The sequence below is a fragment of the Xanthobacter sediminis genome, assembly GCF_043195015.1.
GTDB lineage: Bacteria > Pseudomonadota > Alphaproteobacteria > Rhizobiales > Xanthobacteraceae > Xanthobacter.
Genome location: NZ_JBAFWH010000003.1, coordinates 379,826 through 394,797, shown reverse-complemented (window position 1 = coordinate 394,797; position 14,972 = coordinate 379,826). Strand labels below are relative to the sequence as shown.

General features: G+C 68.9%; 12 protein-coding genes. 3 read left to right on the top strand and 9 right to left on the bottom strand.

All coding sequences use genetic code 11. The annotated features are described in order from the left end of the window. Positions 1–321 precede the first annotated feature (321 nt). Positions 322–897 carry an HdeD family acid-resistance protein gene (locus tag V5F61_RS05845; RefSeq protein WP_393987489.1) on the top strand — a complete coding sequence of 192 codons (576 nt, stop codon included), beginning with the start codon at positions 322–324 and terminating at the stop codon, positions 895–897. 110 nt (positions 898–1,007) lie between these two features. Here the strand turns inward: V5F61_RS05845 and V5F61_RS05840 are convergent, their stop codons facing one another. The 7 genes from V5F61_RS05840 to V5F61_RS05810 all read right to left on the bottom strand — a co-directional run bounded on the left by V5F61_RS05840 (position 1,008) and on the right by V5F61_RS05810 (position 10,393). Next, on the bottom strand, positions 1,008–4,097 hold the full coding sequence (locus V5F61_RS05840) for an efflux RND transporter permease subunit (RefSeq protein ID WP_393987719.1): 3,090 nt from the start codon (positions 4,095–4,097) through the stop codon (positions 1,008–1,010). A gap of 62 nt (positions 4,098–4,159) precedes the next feature. Further along, the gene (locus V5F61_RS05835) at positions 4,160–5,353 is read right to left on the bottom strand and encodes an efflux RND transporter periplasmic adaptor subunit (protein ID WP_393987490.1); all 1,194 of its coding nucleotides are present in this window, start codon (positions 5,351–5,353) and stop codon (positions 4,160–4,162) included. Between the two features lie 98 nt (positions 5,354–5,451). Next, complete coding sequence (locus tag V5F61_RS05830) at positions 5,452–6,066, bottom strand: TetR/AcrR family transcriptional regulator (RefSeq protein WP_393987491.1); 615 nt, start codon at positions 6,064–6,066, stop codon at positions 5,452–5,454. Between the two features lie 140 nt (positions 6,067–6,206). After that, positions 6,207–7,817, bottom strand: coding sequence for an ABC transporter substrate-binding protein/permease (locus tag V5F61_RS05825; RefSeq protein ID WP_393987492.1), 1,611 nt, complete (start codon positions 7,815–7,817; stop codon positions 6,207–6,209). A 41-nt stretch (positions 7,818–7,858) separates the two neighbouring features. Next, a complete protein-coding gene (locus V5F61_RS05820) occupies positions 7,859–8,632 on the bottom strand; it encodes an amino acid ABC transporter ATP-binding protein (protein ID WP_394104015.1) in 774 nt (257 codons plus the stop codon). Positions 8,633–8,785: 153 nt separating this feature from the next. Further along, positions 8,786–9,772 (bottom strand): NAD(P)-dependent oxidoreductase, encoded by a 987-nt coding sequence (locus V5F61_RS05815; protein WP_393987493.1) that lies wholly within the window; start codon positions 9,770–9,772, stop codon positions 8,786–8,788. A 132-nt stretch (positions 9,773–9,904) separates the two neighbouring features. Continuing rightward, positions 9,905–10,393 carry an Hsp20 family protein gene (locus V5F61_RS05810; protein ID WP_393987494.1) on the bottom strand — a complete coding sequence of 163 codons (489 nt, stop codon included), beginning with the start codon at positions 10,391–10,393 and terminating at the stop codon, positions 9,905–9,907. Positions 10,394–10,612: 219 nt separating this feature from the next. On the opposite strand from V5F61_RS05810, the gene V5F61_RS05805 reads away from it, so the two are divergent. Continuing rightward, positions 10,613–11,557, top strand: a complete 945-nt coding sequence (locus V5F61_RS05805; RefSeq protein WP_393987495.1) for an alpha/beta fold hydrolase — start codon at positions 10,613–10,615, stop codon at positions 11,555–11,557. A 14-nt stretch (positions 11,558–11,571) separates the two neighbouring features. Here V5F61_RS05805 and hisN read toward each other — a convergent pair whose 3' ends face one another. Next, positions 11,572–12,354: a histidinol-phosphatase gene (gene hisN / locus V5F61_RS05800; RefSeq protein WP_393987496.1), complete on the bottom strand. Its 783-nt coding sequence runs from the start codon at positions 12,352–12,354 to the stop codon at positions 11,572–11,574. A gap of 1,155 nt (positions 12,355–13,509) precedes the next feature. After that, positions 13,510–14,397 (bottom strand): N-formylglutamate amidohydrolase, encoded by an 888-nt coding sequence (locus V5F61_RS05795; protein ID WP_393987497.1) that lies wholly within the window; start codon positions 14,395–14,397, stop codon positions 13,510–13,512. A 185-nt stretch (positions 14,398–14,582) separates the two neighbouring features. Between V5F61_RS05795 and cpdR the strand changes: the two genes are divergently transcribed. Further along, complete coding sequence (cpdR, locus tag V5F61_RS05790; protein ID WP_393987498.1) at positions 14,583–14,945, top strand: cell cycle two-component system response regulator CpdR; 363 nt, start codon at positions 14,583–14,585, stop codon at positions 14,943–14,945. The last annotated feature ends 27 nt before the right edge of the window (positions 14,946–14,972 follow it).

Sequence of the window (14,972 nt, the reverse complement as noted above, 5' to 3'; positions counted from 1 at the left end):
CCCCCCGCTTCCGCTGCGTCGCCTGCGCTATGTCGTGCCGAAGCAAATGTGCCGACGGCATGAGCGGGGGCAGAAGGCTGCTGAACGGCGCCGCCTGCCCCGGGCGGAGGCTCCCCGCTCCGCAATCACGCTCTCCGTGCGTCAGCCACACCCGGGATGGTCCCCATCCCCCGGCGCGCCGCTGCGTCGGCACCACCAAGCCTTGCCGTCTTGTGCCCTGCACACTTCCGCCACATTCTGTGCGAGCGCTCCATCCTGTATGATCGCCGGCGAGGGGCGCGCCCACGCGCGGCGCGTGGGCTCCCACCTGGAGACGGTAACATGACAATGTCTGCGTCCACTCCGGCGTCCGCGGTCGCCGACCGCCTGCACGCCATCCGTGCCAACTGGGGGTGGTTCGTCGCCCTCGGCATCGCCTTCGTGGTGCTGGGCCTCATCGCGCTCGGCCACGTGCTGCTGTTCACCCTGGGCGTCACCCTCTACGTGGGCGCGCTCATCCTCGTCGGTGGCGTGGTGCAGGTCATCCACGCGTTCCGGGTGCAGGGGTGGGGCCAGTTCTTCTACTGGCTGCTGGCCGGTGCGCTCTACGTGGTGGCAGGCGGCCTCATCATGTACCACCCGGCCCTGGGCGCGGACGTCATCACCCTGCTCATCGGCGTGGCGCTGGCGGTGGAAGGCATCGTCCGCATCGCCGCGGGGCTCGGCTCGCGCGCGGGCAGCGGCTGGGTCTTCATCGTCTTCTCCGGCCTCGTCACCTTGCTGCTGGGCGCCATCATCGTCGCCCACTGGCCGGTGAACTCGCTCTATATCCTCGGCCTGTTCCTGGGCATCGACCTCATCGTCAACGGGGTCGGCACGGTCTTCTTCGGCCTCGCGCTGCGCAAGAAGACGACCTGAACGCCGGCGAGGCAAGGCACGGAACGCAGTGCGGCCCCGGTCGGCGAGGACCGGGGCCGCACGCACAAGACGTCACGCGCGCCGACGGGGGCGATGCCGGCGCGGACGCCTCATTCCGCCGGGTGGGGGAGCGGCGCGGGGCCCCGCGCCTCCGTCACCTTCACCCGGAACCAGGTGGCATAGAGCGCCGGCACCACCAGCAGCGTGAGGGCGGTGGCCACCAGCAGGCCGCCCATGATGGTGATGGCCATGGGCCCCCAGAACACGCTTTCCGCCAGCGGGATCATGCCCAGCACAGCCGCCAGGGCGGTGAGGACCACCGGGCGCGCCCGGCGCAGGGTCGCCTCCACGATGGCCTGGTGGGGCGTGGCGCCGGCGGCGATGTCATGGTCGATCTGGTCCACCAGGATCACCGTGTTGCGCATGATCATGCCGGCCAGCGCGATGAGCCCCAGCAGCGCCACGAAGCCGAACGGCTGGTGCGTCAGCAGCAGGGCCGCCGCGGCGCCGATGAGGCCGAGAGGCGCGGTCGCGATCACCAGCGCAAGGCGCGAGAAGCTCTGGAGCTGCACCATCAGGATGGTGAGCATCACGATGATCATGATCGGGAACACCGCCGCCAGGGACTTGTTGGCCTTGGCGCTTTCCTCGATGGATCCGCCGGTCTCGATGCGGTAGCCCGCCGGCAGCGCCTGCTTGAGGGCGGCGAGCTTCGGCAGCAGGCGCAGCGTCACATCCGGGGGCTGCACGCCGTCCTTCACGTCCCCGCGCACGGTCAGCACCAGGTCGCGGTCGCGCCGCCACAGGATGGGCTCCTCGCTGGCATAGGCGATGCGCGCCACCTGGCCGAGGGGCACCGCCACGCCGTTGCTGTTGGTGACGGTGAGGGCGCCGAGCCGCTCCAGGTCCACCCGCTCCTCCGGCACTGCGCGCGCCACCACCCCGATGAGCAGGTTGCCCTCGCGATACTGAGTGACGGTGTAGCCGGAAAGCAGGGTCTGCAGCGTCTCCGCGAGATCGCGCGGGGTGGTGCCCAGCGCCCGGGCCCGGTCCTGGTCCACGGCGAGTGTGATGGACTTCACCTGCTCGCCCCAGTTGAGGTGCGGCTCGAGAATGGCGGGGTCCGCGGCCATGACGCCGCGCACCTTCTCGGCGATGTCGCGTACCACCAGCGGGTCCGGCCCCACCACGCGGAACTGCACGGGGAAGCCTACCGGCGGGCCGAACACGAACCGGTCCACCCGCACCCGCGCCTCGGAGAGGGCGCCCTCCGCCACCTCCCGCTCCAGCCGCGCCTTGATGCGCTCGCGGGCGGGAAGGTCCCTGGTCACGATGACGATCTGCGCGAAATTGGGATTGGGCAGCACCGGATTGAGCCCGAGCCAGAAGCGCGGAGCGCCCTGGCCAATGTAGGTGGTGGAGGAAAGAATGTCGGCATCCGCCCCCACCAGGGCCTCGGCCTTCTTGGCGGTGGCCTGGGTGGCCTCGATGGAGGTGCCCTCCGGCAGGCGCATCTCCAGGAACAGCTCGGTGCGGGTGGAGGTGGGGAAGAACTGCTGCTGCACGAAGCCGAAGCCCACCACGGAGAGGGCAAACAGCCCCGCCGTGGCGCCGATCACCATGATGCGGTGACGCAGGCACGCCTCCAGCATGGCCCTGAGCATGCGGTAGAGCCGCCCGTCGCGCAGATCGTGGGCGGCGTGCTGGCCCTTCATGTCGGGCAGGATGACCGTGCCCAGATAGGGCGTGAACAGCACCGCCACGAACCACGACGCCACCAGCGCGATGCCCACCACCCAGAAGATGCCGCCGGCATATTCGCCGGAGGACGAGCGCGCGAAGCCCACCGGCAGGAAGCCCGCCGCCGTCACCAGCGTGCCGGTGAGCATGGGAAAGGCGGTGGAGGTCCAGGCGAAGCTCGCGGCCGAGAGGCGGTCCCACCCCTCCTCCATCTTCACCACCATCATCTCGATGGCGATGATGGCATCGTCGACCAGCAGGCCGAGCGCGATGATGAGGGCGCCGAGCGTGATGCGGTGAAGGTCCATGCCGGAGGCGAACATCACCAGGAACACGATGGCGAGCACCAGCGGCACCGAGAGCGCCACCACGATGCCCGAGCGCAGGCCCAGGGACAGGAAGCTCACCACCAGCACGATGGCGAGCGCCTCCGCGAAGGTCTTCAGGAACTCGCCCACGGATTCGCCCACGATGTGGGGCTGGTCCGCCACCTGCACCACGTCGATGCCCACCGGCAGTTCGGTCATGGCATCCGCCATGGCGGCCTTCAGCTCCCCGCCCAGGGTGAGGATATTGGCGCCCTGGGCCATGGAGACGCCGATGCCGAGCGCCGGCCGCCCGTGCTGGCGGATGAGGAAGGCGGGCGGGTCCTCGTAGCCGCGCTTCACGGTGGCGATGTCGCCGAGCCGCACCAGGGCGCCGCCGGCGTTGATGGGCACCTCGGCGATGGCTTCCGCGCCGATGAAGGCGCCGGTGAGCCGCAGGTTGATGCGGTCGGCCTTGGTGTCCACCGCGCCGCCGGCGACCACCGCATTCTGCCGCGCCACGCTGTCGAAGATCTGCGCGGGGGTGATGCCGAGGGTGGCGAGGCGGGCGTGGGAGAACTCGATATAGATGCGCTCCGGCCGCTCGCCGATGAGGTCCACCTTCTCCACGTCGGGCACGCGCAGCAGGCGCTGGCGGATCATCTCCGCCTGCCGCTTCAGCTCGGCCGGGGTCGCCCCCTCCCCGCTCAGCATGTAAACGGCGGAATAGACGTCGCCATATTCGTCGTCGAAGCCGGGGCCGACGACACCCTGGGGCAGGTCGCCCCGGATGTCCCCCACCTTCTTGCGCACCTGGTACCACAGGTCCTTCACCGCCGAGGGCGGCGTGGTGTCCGAAAGATAGACCTGCACGAAGGAGACGCCGGGGCGCGAATAGCTCTCCACCCGGTCGAGATGGGGCAGGGTCTGGAGCTTCTTCTCGATGGGATCGGCCACCTGGGCCTGCATCTCGGAGGCGGTGGCGCCGGGCCATGCCGCCGAGATCACCATCACCTTGATGGTGAAGGAGGGGTCCTCGGCGCGGCCGAGGTTGAGGTAGGAATAGAAGCCCGCCGCGCCCAGCAGGATGATGGCGAACAGGGTGAGCGCGCGGTGAGTGATGGCGAAGCGCGAGAGGTTGAAGGGGCTTGCCAGCGCCTTCCGCTCCTCCGGCGTGGGGCCGGGCGCCGCGGAATCGGGGGGAAGGGGCGCGTCGCTCACGGGGTCGCCTCCGGAGCGAGGGCGGCGGTGGCGGTGGAGCCTTTCGCCGGCACCGTGCGCACGCTCTGGCCCGGCTCCAGCGTCTGCACGCCGAGCACCACCACCTGCTCGCCCTGCGCCACGCCCTTGGAGATCAAGGCGGAATCATCCGTATATCCGGCCACTTCCACGGGCCGCGCGACGAGGGTGCGGCTGGTCTCATCCACCACGAACACACGGGGCCCATGGCCCTTGTCGAACACGGAGGAGAGGGGCAGGCGGGCGACCCTGGCATGGTCCTTCGGGGTCAGGATCACCGTGGCGGTCATGCCCAGGGCGACGGTTTCATCGGCCCCGTCCAGGGTGAAGCGCGCGGCATAGGTGCGCGAGACCGGATCGGCCTGGGGTGACAGCTCCCTCAGGCGGGCCGCGATACGCCGGTTGGGGTCGGCCCAGAGGGTCACGCCCGCGTCCGAGCCGCGGGCCGCGGAAAGGGCGGTTTCCGGCAGGGCCACCAGCGCCTCCTTCTCATCGAGCCGCGCCACCCGCACGATGGTCTGTCCGGGCGAGACCACCTGCCCCGGCTCGGCCGAAGTGGAAACCACCACGCCGGCCGTGTCGGACACCAGGTCGGCATAGGAAAGCCGGTTCTCGGCCAGCTCCAGCGCCCGCTTGGCGCGCTCAAGCCGCCCCACCGCCTCTTCCTTGGCGAGGGACTTTCGGTCCAGCTCGGCGTTTGAGGCGACGCCCTTGGCGGTGAGCGAGCGGTAGCGGCCGTCGTCGGCGGAGGTCTGGGCGAGGTTGGCGGTGGCGGCGGCCAGCTCCGCACGGGCGCTCTCCACCTCCAGCTTCAGGTCTTCCGGATCAATGCGCGCGATGAGGTCGCCCGGCGCCACGCGGTCGCCCACCTCCACCCTGCGCTGCACCACCTTGCCGCCGACGCGGAAAGCGAGATCGATCTCGCGCCGGGCGCGCACCACGCCCACGAAAGTCTTCTCCGCCTCGCGCGGGCGCAGCTCCACCCGGGTTACCTGCACCGGGCGCGCGGGCGCCGATGCGCCCTGGGCGGGGGCCTGCTCGCCACAGCCGGCGAGGGAGGACGCGACACCGAGCGCGAGGGCGAGCCCCAGCCCCCCTGCGGCGATCCGGGATGAACGGAAGGCTTCGGCGGGCCGACGGGGCGGCGACGGACGGCGGAAAAGGAAGGCCATGGCACCGACCCTGTTGAGTGAACGGTTACGGTTCAACACTGACGACTTTCGATAATCGTCACAAAATGGACGCAAAACGACCGGGAGTACGCTCCCGCCTATTCGAGCGGCGTGCGCTCCACCTCGATCCCTCGCAGCAGGAAGGCGATGGTGGCCCTGAGATTGGCGTCAAGGTCGTCGTCGATATGCTGGGCCACCAGCATCGGATGGCAATACATCACCATAGCGCCCAGGATCAGCCGGCTGACCACCTGCGGATCATGGGGCACGAACACCCCCGCCTGCACGCCGTCTTCCAGCACGCGGGCCACCAGGAGGCGGATGTGCTCCTTGTGGGCCTCAATATTGTCCCAGTTGTTCTCGATGGCCACCTGGACCATGTCGTGCAGGCGCCGCTCGTCCAGGAAGTTCGCCTTGTGGTAACGCAGCATGGCGAGATAGATGCCGGCGATGCGCGCCTGCGGCGTGCCCGGCCCGGCCGCGATGGCGGCTGCCTCGCGGTCGATCTCCCCCAGGCAGCGCTGGCAGATGGTGGCGACGATGGCAGTCTTGGACGGGAAGAAGCGGTAGACGTTGGCCGGCGACATGCCGAGCTCGGCCGCGATATCCGCCACCGCGGTCTTGGCGAAGCCCATGCGGCGAAACAGGTCTTCCGCCACCCGCGCGATCCGCTCGCGGGTTTCCTCCGCCGTCTCCCGTGCCCTGACGTTCACGCGCGCCTCCGTTGAACTGATGATTTTCATAATTCATCAGACGTCAGGAGGCAAGACGGCGCACGCGGCGCGGGGCCCCGCCGTCCGGGCGGGAACCCGCGAACCCGCCCGGCATCAGCCGAAGGCCGGAGCCGATGCCGTCAGCTGCCGGAGCGGCTCATGCCCCGGCTCACATGCTTCTCGGCCCAGTGGGCGAGGCGCACGAAGGGCAGGCCCAGCAGCAGGTAGATGGCCGCCACCAGGATGCCGGTGCCGAAATAGTCGTAATAGGTGGTGGAGATCTGCTCGTAGGTCTTGGTGAGCTCCACCAGCGAGATGACCGAAACCAGGGACGAATCCTTGATAAGGGAGATGAAGTCGTTGGTGGTGGGCGGCAGCACCATGCGCGCCGCCTGGGGGATGATGACGTTCCGCAGCGCCTGGCGCTCGGTCATGTTGAGCGCCACCGCCGCCTCCATCTGGTGGTGCGGCACGGCGAGCAGGCCCGCGCGGTAGTTCTCCGCCTCATAGGCCGCGTAGTTCAGGCCCAGCGCCAGCACGCCCGCCACGAACGGGTCGAGCTGGAGGCCGATCTTCGGCAGGCCGTAATAGATGAACAGCACCTGGATCAGCAGCGGGGTGCCGCGCACCACCTCGATATAGACCTGGGCGAGCCGGTCGAGCAGCTTGCCGCCATAGACCCGGCACAGGGCCAGCCCCGCGCCGAGGCCCACCGCCAGCACCATGGCGAGGATGGAGATCTCCATGGTCATCAGCGCCGCCCAGCCGAGCTGCGGCAGGAAGCGGGCGTAGCGCTCCAGCTGCGCCTTCCAGCCGGAGGGCTGGGTGGCGGCGACGAAATGATCGTAGTTCACCGGCTGGGCGGTCATGGGCTTCGCATCGCCCGTCACCTGCGCCATCATCGGCGACCATAGCGCCCAGGAGTCGAGGATGGCGTGCAGGCTGCCGTCCGCCTCCATCTGCGCGAGCGCGGTGTTGATGGCGGCGAGCAGCTCGGGGTCCGCCCCCTTCTTCAGGGCGATGCCGTACTCGATGCGGCCGACCATGGGGCCCGTGAACTGCAGCTCGCGGTCCGGCAGGGCGTAGTAGACGGCAATGGGGAAATCCATCACGGTCGCGTCGAGGCGGCCGAGCTTGAGATCGGAATAGGCGTCGATCTCCTCGTCATAGGTGCGCACATCGATGCCGCCGGCCTTGCGCAGCACATACTCCATCTGGCTCGACTTCAGGGTGCCGACCTTCTTGCCCTTCAACTCGGCGAGCCCGTCCACCGGTGTTTCACCCCGGCGGATCACGATCTGGCCGAAGGTGGTATAGTAGGGAATGGAGAAATCCGCCGCCGCCTGGTGAGCGGGGGTGATCTCCAGCCCGCTCAGGGCCACGTCATAGAGGCCGTTGTCGAGGCCGGGGATCAGGTTGCTCCAGTCGTTCTGGACGAACACCACGGGCCGGCCGAGATGACGGCCGATCTCCTCCATGATGTCCACCTCGAAGCCGATGGTGCGGTTCGGGTCGGCCGGGTCCTTGAAGATGTAGGGTGCCCCGGAGGTGCCGTCGCCGCCGTAGCGCAGCGGCGGGCCGGAGGGCTGGGCTGCGGGCGCCGAGGCAGCGGTCTCGGCCCGCGCGGCGGGCCCTCCGCAGACGAGCGCCAGGGCGAGCGCCCAGGCGGCGAGGAACAGCACGGCCACACGGCCGGCAAGGTACGGATGGGCAAGACGCGGGCGGGCGAAGCGCGAAGGCAGTCGACGCATGGCGGACCCCAGGCGGGAGCGAAGGAAGAGAGTGGCGCGCATCACAGGAACCGGCGCAGGAACTGCCGGGTGCGCGGGTCCTTGGGGTTCGAGAACATCTCGTCCTCGTCCGAGATTTCGACGATCTCGCCCTTCTCCATGTAGATGATGTAGTCGGAGGCATCGCGGGCGAAGCGCATCTCGTGGGTCACCACGATCTGGGTCATGCCCTCGCGGTCCAGCTCCTTCATCACGTCCAGCACTTCGTCCACCAGGCCTGGATCGAGGGCGGAGGTGGGCTCGTCGTAGAGCATCACCTTGGGCGCCATGGCGAGCGCGCGGGCGATGGCGCCGCGCTGCTGCTGGCCGCCGGAAAGGTCGATGGGGTAGTGCTCCAGCCGCTCGCCCAGGCCCACCTTCTTCAACAGGCGCTCGGCATTGGCTTCCGCCTCGTCCTTCCGCATGCCCTTCACCACCATGGGCGCGAGCATCACGTTCTCCAGCAGCGTCTTGTGCGGGAACAGGTTGAAGCTCTGGAAGACCATGCCGACATTCTTGCGCAGCAGGTGCGCGGCACGCTCGATCTCGGCGGTTCCGGCCGGGCCGGCGCCCTTGGCGCCGGGCGCGCGCTTCAGCGCCACGCCGCAGATCTCGATCACGCCGGTGTCGAGGGTCTCCAGGCCGTTCAGGCACCGCAGGAGGGTCGATTTCCCGCAGCCGGAGGGGCCGATGATGGAGACAAGGTCTCCCTCCTCGATCTGGAAGCTCACCCCCTTGAGGATGTCCAAGGCGCCATAGGACTTTCGCACGTCATCGACGCGCACGATCGGCTCCATCACCCGCCCCCTGCAGCCCATTCACCCCATGGGACACCGGGGTAACGGCGACAGGTGACACGCCCATGACCGGCGGCGGCGCCGGGCGGCGCCGCGCGCGACGGATGCAACCCTTGCAAGCCCCTGGGTGGGCTGCGCAATCTTCGCGCGGGGTCAGCGCCCGTCGACCACCACGCAGCCGGGAGGCATCTCGCCGCCGGCCAGCACGGCGACGATGCAATGGGCTGAGATCATGTTGCCGCGGGCCAGTGCCTCGCGGCTGGAGCCGGCCGCATGGGCGCTCGCCACCACATCGGGGCGGGCGGCGAGCGCCTCCGCCACCGGGCGCAGGGCAGGATCGCCTTCGGCCTCGAACACGTCGAGCCCGGCGCCGCCGAGCCGACCGGCTTCGAGCGCCGCCAGCAGCGCCGCATCGTCCACCAGCCCGCCGCGCGCGGTGTTCACCACCACCGCGCCGGGCTTCAGCTGGGCCAGGGTTTCGGCATTGAGGAGATGGCGCGTCGTGGGGCCGAGGGGGGCGTGCAGGCTCACCACGTCGCTGGCCGCCAGCAGCTCCGGCAGGGTGGAGAAGGTGACGCCGGTGACCGAGAAATCGGGCCGGGGGGTCTCCACCAGCACCCGCACATCGAAGCCGTGGAGGCGGCGCGCCACCTGCCGCGCAATGCGCCCGAAGCCCACGAGGCCGACGGTCTTGCCGTAGAGGTCGCTGCCGCTCACCACCCGCCAGTCACCGGCCGCGAGCGCGGCCTGGCTCTCGCGCAGGCGGCGCAGCACGGCCAGCATCAGCGCCAGGGTGTGGTCCGCCACCGCGGCATCGTTGGCGCCGGCGGCGATGGTCACCACCCGCCCGAGCGCCTCGGCCGCGCCGGCATCCACCCGGTCGTAGCCGACACCGCGCCGGGCGATGACCCTGAGCCCCGGATGCCGCTCCAGCACCGCCCGCGTCACCGCCCGCTGGCCGACGATCCACCCAGCGGCGCCCTCCAGCAGGCGATCGAGATCGGCGTCCGAAATGTCGGTGTCAAGGACGTCGGGGGCGAGCCCCGAGGGCACCACTTCGAAGCCGTGGGCGGCGAGATGGCGGGCGGCGACGTCATCGAACAGACGGGTGGTGACGAGAACCTTGGGCGAGGCAGCCACGGCGGGACGATCCTTCAACGGGCAGGCATGAGGCGCCTTCCTCGGCCCTTCCGCCGCCGCGATCAAGGGCGCCGACGCAAAAACGGCGGCGCTCCCGCGCCGCCGTCATGACTCAGACCCTTGATGCCGCGATCATGCAGCCTTCGGGGCCTCCACCTCGACAGTCTTGCCTGCGAGCGGCCTGGGGGCCTCGGCCTGGGTGTTGATGGGGATGACGCGGGGCTTCTTGGCCTCGGGAATGGTGCGCACGAGATCCACGTGCAGCAGGCCGTTCTCCAGGGCCGCGCCCTTCACCTCCACATGGTCGGCGAGCTGGAAGCGGCGCTCGAAGGCGCGCGCGGCGATGCCGCGATAGAGCACCTGGGCGCTTTCCGCATCAGTGCCGGATTTCTTCTCGCCCTTCAGGGTGAGCGTATTTTCCTTCACCTCGATGCTCAGCTCGGCATCGGTGAAGCCGGCCACCGCGACCGTGATGCGATAGGCGTTCTCGCCGGTGCGCTCGATGTTGTAGGGCGGATAGGTGGGAGCCGCGTCCACGCCGCCGACGGAATCGAGCAGCGAAAACAGGCGGTCGAAGCCGACAGTATTGCGGTACAGGGGAGAAAGATCGAACGTACGCATGGCATATCCTCCTTCGAAGCGACATGCAGGGCCCGCCGAAGCCGGGCCCGGGTAGCGGCGCCGTCATCATGACCGGCGCCTTTTCTCAGGTGGGAACGCCCCCGCGGGCCGTCAAGCCCCCTCCGGAGCGCGCGGCGGACCGAGGTGATTGTGGCCGGGCGGGCCAGCGTGTAACCCTCGTGGCGTCGGCGCTGCCGGCAGAGCCCGAGCCGAGACGCGATGAGCCTCTTCTCCATTCCGAGCAATCCCATTCCCGAGGGCGCCGTCACCGGGGAAATCGTCGCCGCGGACGGCGTGCGCCTGCGCTATGCGCGCTGGATGCCGGAGCGCGGCCTGAAGGGCACAGTGGCCCTCTTCACCGGCCGGGCCGAGTTCATCGAGAAGTATTACGAGGTGGTGCGGGAGCTGCGCGCCCGCGGCTTCGCGGTGGCGATCCTGGACTGGCGCGGCCAGGGCGGCTCGCAGCGGCTGCGGCGCAACCCGCGCAAGGGCCATGTACGCCGCTTCTCCGACTACCAGCTCGATCTCGACGCCTTCGCCCGCGAGGTGCTGCTGCCCGATTGCCCGGCACCCCATTTCGCCATCGCCCATTCCATGGCCGGCGCCATCATGCTCCAGTCGGTGGTGGCGGGGCGGCGCTGGTTCGACCGCATGGTGCTGGTGGCGCCCATGCTGCGGATCGACGCCCTGCCCATGCCGCGGCTGGTGCGCGCGCTGGTCACGACGCTCGCCTGGTGCGGCCTCGCCCGCGCCTTCGTGCCCGGCGGGCGCGGCACCCCCATCACCGAGGTGCCGTTCGAGCGCAATCGCCTCACCTCCGATCCCGCGCGCTACGGCCGGGCGGCGGAGATGGTGCGGGCCTTCCCCCAGCTCGGCCTTGGCGCGCCCACCAACGGCTGGCTCCACGCCGCCTTTCGTGCCATGGACCAGCTCGCGGACCCTGAGGTGGTGCGCGAGATCCGACAGCCGCTGCTGATGGTGGCCGCCGGCGGCGAGCACGTGGTGTCCAATCCGGCCATCGAGCACCTGGCCACCCGCCTCATTGCCGGCGCCCAGGTGGTGGTGCCCGCCGCGCGGCACGAGATCCTGATGGAACAGGACTTCTTCCGCGCCCAGTTCTGGGCCGCCTTCGACGCCTTCATCCCCGGCACGCCGGTGGCCTGACGTGTTGTCCCGCCTCAGGCGGTGAGGATACGCAGCGCCTGTTCGTGCACCGCGCGACTGCCGGCCGCCACCACGCGCCCGCCCTGCGCCGGCGAGCCGCCCTCCCAGCTCGTGACCACGCCGCCCGCCCCCTCGATGATGGGGATCAGCGCCACGATGTCGTGGTCCTTCAGCTCGGTCTCGATGACCAGGTCCACCAGCCCCGCCGCCAGCATGCAATAGGCGTAGCAGTCGCCGCCGTAGCGCGAGAGCCGCGCTTGCTCCTCCACGCGGGAGAAGGCCGCCCGGTCGGTCATGTTCATGAGGCGCGGGCTGGTGGTGAAGAGGATGGCGTCCTCGACGCGGCCGCAGTCGCGCACCCTCAGGGCGCGCTCGCCCGCGGGGCCGCGATAGCGCGCGCTGGCGCCGTCTCCGAAGAAGCGCTCCTTGATGAAGGGCTGGTGCATCATGCCGTAGACCGGGTCGCCCTCCTTCAGCAGGCCGATGAGCGTGCCCCAGGCGGGCAGCCCGGCGATGAAGGACTTGGTGCCGTCGATGGGATCGAGCGCCCAGACATAAGGCGCGTCGGTGTCGACGTTGTCGAATTCCTCGCCAATGATGCCGTGGCTCGGGAAAGTCGCGCGGATGAGGTGGCGCATCACCTGCTCGGCCGCGCGGTCGGCCTCGGTGACGGGGTCGAACGCCTTGCCCCGGCTCTTGTCCTCCACCCCGAGCGTGGTGCGGAAGAAGGGCAGGATCGCCTCTCCCGACACGGTCGCGAGCTTGTGGACGAAATCGTCGATGGCGACGGCGGTCATGGTGCGCGCACTCCGGTGGCCGAGCGCGCGCAGGGGCGCGCGCAGACTGAACAAGGGGCGGCACGCCAGCGTGCCGCCCGCTCGCCCATGGAGATGCAGCGGATGCGGAGCCGGATCAAGCGCGATCGCCGAAAGCCGGCGCCAGATGGCGCAGCAACGCGCATGCTCGCGCGCAAGGAATGCCCAAGCAGCAGGCAGGATACTGGATAGTGACGATTTCCCAAGCATTTGGCAGGCGCATAGCTGCCTAAACAATCCGCGTACACGGATCTTGATGCACACATGGGCAAGCCGCATATTGATGCAGCGCGGCATTGCTTGTTGCGGTGCCGCTGCCCTCCTTGGGCGTTTCCTCCCTAGACTTGGGCCGCTCCCCACGGGTCAGCGGCCCCTTTCTTTTGTCCAGGGCTATTATTCCGGCCGAGGCTCCGGAGCGGCTTCGTCCCGCCGCCGATGCCGACCATCTCGGCCGAACCACCCGACATCACCGGTATCGGAGCCTCACGTCGCGCAAGCGCGCGCCCGCGGCCACCCACGCGATTCGACCGGAAATGTGCGGGACATCCAGACCAAAGCCCAGCCGAGAGCCTTGGCAGGGCTCTCGACTGCCACAATTTTTTGTTTTAGATCAAATACATAACGAAATTCACGGAAATGCGACAAACCGGCACTTGATTTCTGGCAGTGCACTCGGCTATTTGTGCATTGCGACATGGCGATTGGCGTCGCTGTGTCGCTGCCCTCCTTGGGCGTTTCCTCCCTAGACTTGGGCCGTTCGCCAACGCGGACGGCCCCTTTCTTTTGGGCACCCTCTTCCGAGCCTCAGCCTCGCCCCGCCGCTTCTCTGTCGGCGCCCCTTTGTGCGAGACAACTCGGAATATCCTTCTCCGCCATGGAGCTGCCGGGCCTTTTCGAGCCCCTGGCCTGCCCTGCGCGAAAGCTTGCCCAAACACCTGCGCCCACCGGAATTCTTCTGTACACCGGCAGATCGATGGCAACGCCTTTCCGCGCGGCGCACGGAAATTCAACCGCGTGAAATTCGTATAACTGCCATTCAAAAAACGCAAGGCACCATTTTCAAATTTGCAGAGCCTTGTCACGCGACCGTCGCCGAGGACGGGCCGCGTCAGCGCCAGAGCGCAAGATTCGAAAGGCTTATTCCGCCGCCGCGCGGGGCGCGTCGAGCACCGCGAGCACCTGGGCGAACACGCGAGGCATGGCCCCGCGGATATCGGACCTCACCTGCTCGAAGCCCGCGCCGCGCACATAGTGCGCCTCCTCCATATAGAGGGCGCGGTTCACCTCGATCTGCACCGCGTGCAGGCCGGCAGCCGGGTTGCCGTAGTGCTCGGTGATGTAGCCGCCCGCATAGGGCTTGTTGCGCAGCACCCGGTAGCCGGCCGCCGAAAGCTCCCGCTCCAGGGCGGCAGTGACGATGCCCGAGCAGCTCGTGCCGTAGCGATCGCCGAGCACGAAATCCGCCCGCAGCGTCTCGTCGCGGGCGGAGGTGGAAGGCATGGAATGGCAGTCCACCAGCACCGCGAGGCCGAATCGCTGCTGGGTGGCGGCAATGAGCCGCCGGAGCGCCTGATGGTACGGCTTGTAATAGGCCTCGATGCGCGCGAGCCCCTCGGCCACCGTCAGCCGGCGCGGATAGATCTCCTGCGCGTCGCCCACCACGCGGGCGATGGTGCCGAGCCCGCCCGCCACCCGCACCGAGCGCGTGTTGCAATAGGGCGGCAGCCGCCCCTCGAACATGCGCGGGTCGAGCTCGTAGGGCTCGCGGTTGAGATCGAGGAAGGAGCGCGGGAACAGCGCGCGCATCAGCGGCGCGCCGGCGTTCACCACGTCCTCGAATAATTCGTCCACGAAGCTGTCCTCGGACCGGCGCAGCGTGGCAAAGTCCAGTCGCGCCTGCGCCACGAAGCTCGTGGGGTAGATGCGGCCCGAATGCGGGGAGTTGAAGATGAACGGCCCGGCGGCAGCCTCCGGCCCCAGGATCTCGAATGTGGGATCAATGGTCTCGGCGAGGCAGGCAGTCATCGCGCGCCGTGAAACTCCGGAAGGATTCTAAATGCTTGTTCCGCCTACATGATGCCCGTCGAGAGGGGGGCTTGTGAAGGGGGCGCGGCACTTTCACTCCGAATTTACCCGATTGGGCGAGACATTCACATGGGTTCCGGCCGCGATGGCGGGACTGCGGCATACGATTGATCAGGGGAAACGGCGTGTCCAAGATCCTGCTCGCCGAAGACGACAACGACATGCGGCGCTTCCTCGTGAAGGCGCTGCAGAATGCCGGCTATTCGGTGGCTTCCTACGACAACGGCAAATCCGCCTACGAGCGGATGCGCGAGGAGCCGTTCGAGCTCCTCCTCACCGACATCGTGATGCCGGAGATGGACGGGATAGAGCTGGCGCGCCGCGCCACCGAGCTCGATCCCGACCTCAAGGTGATGTTCATCACCGGCTTCGCCGCCGTCGCGCTCAATGCCGACGGCGAGGCACCGGCCGAGGCCAAGGTGCTTTCCAAGCCTTTCCACCTGCGCGACCTCGTGTCCGAGGTGGGCAAGATGCTGGACGCCGCCTGACCGCCCTCCGGCCGCCTTCGCGTTTCC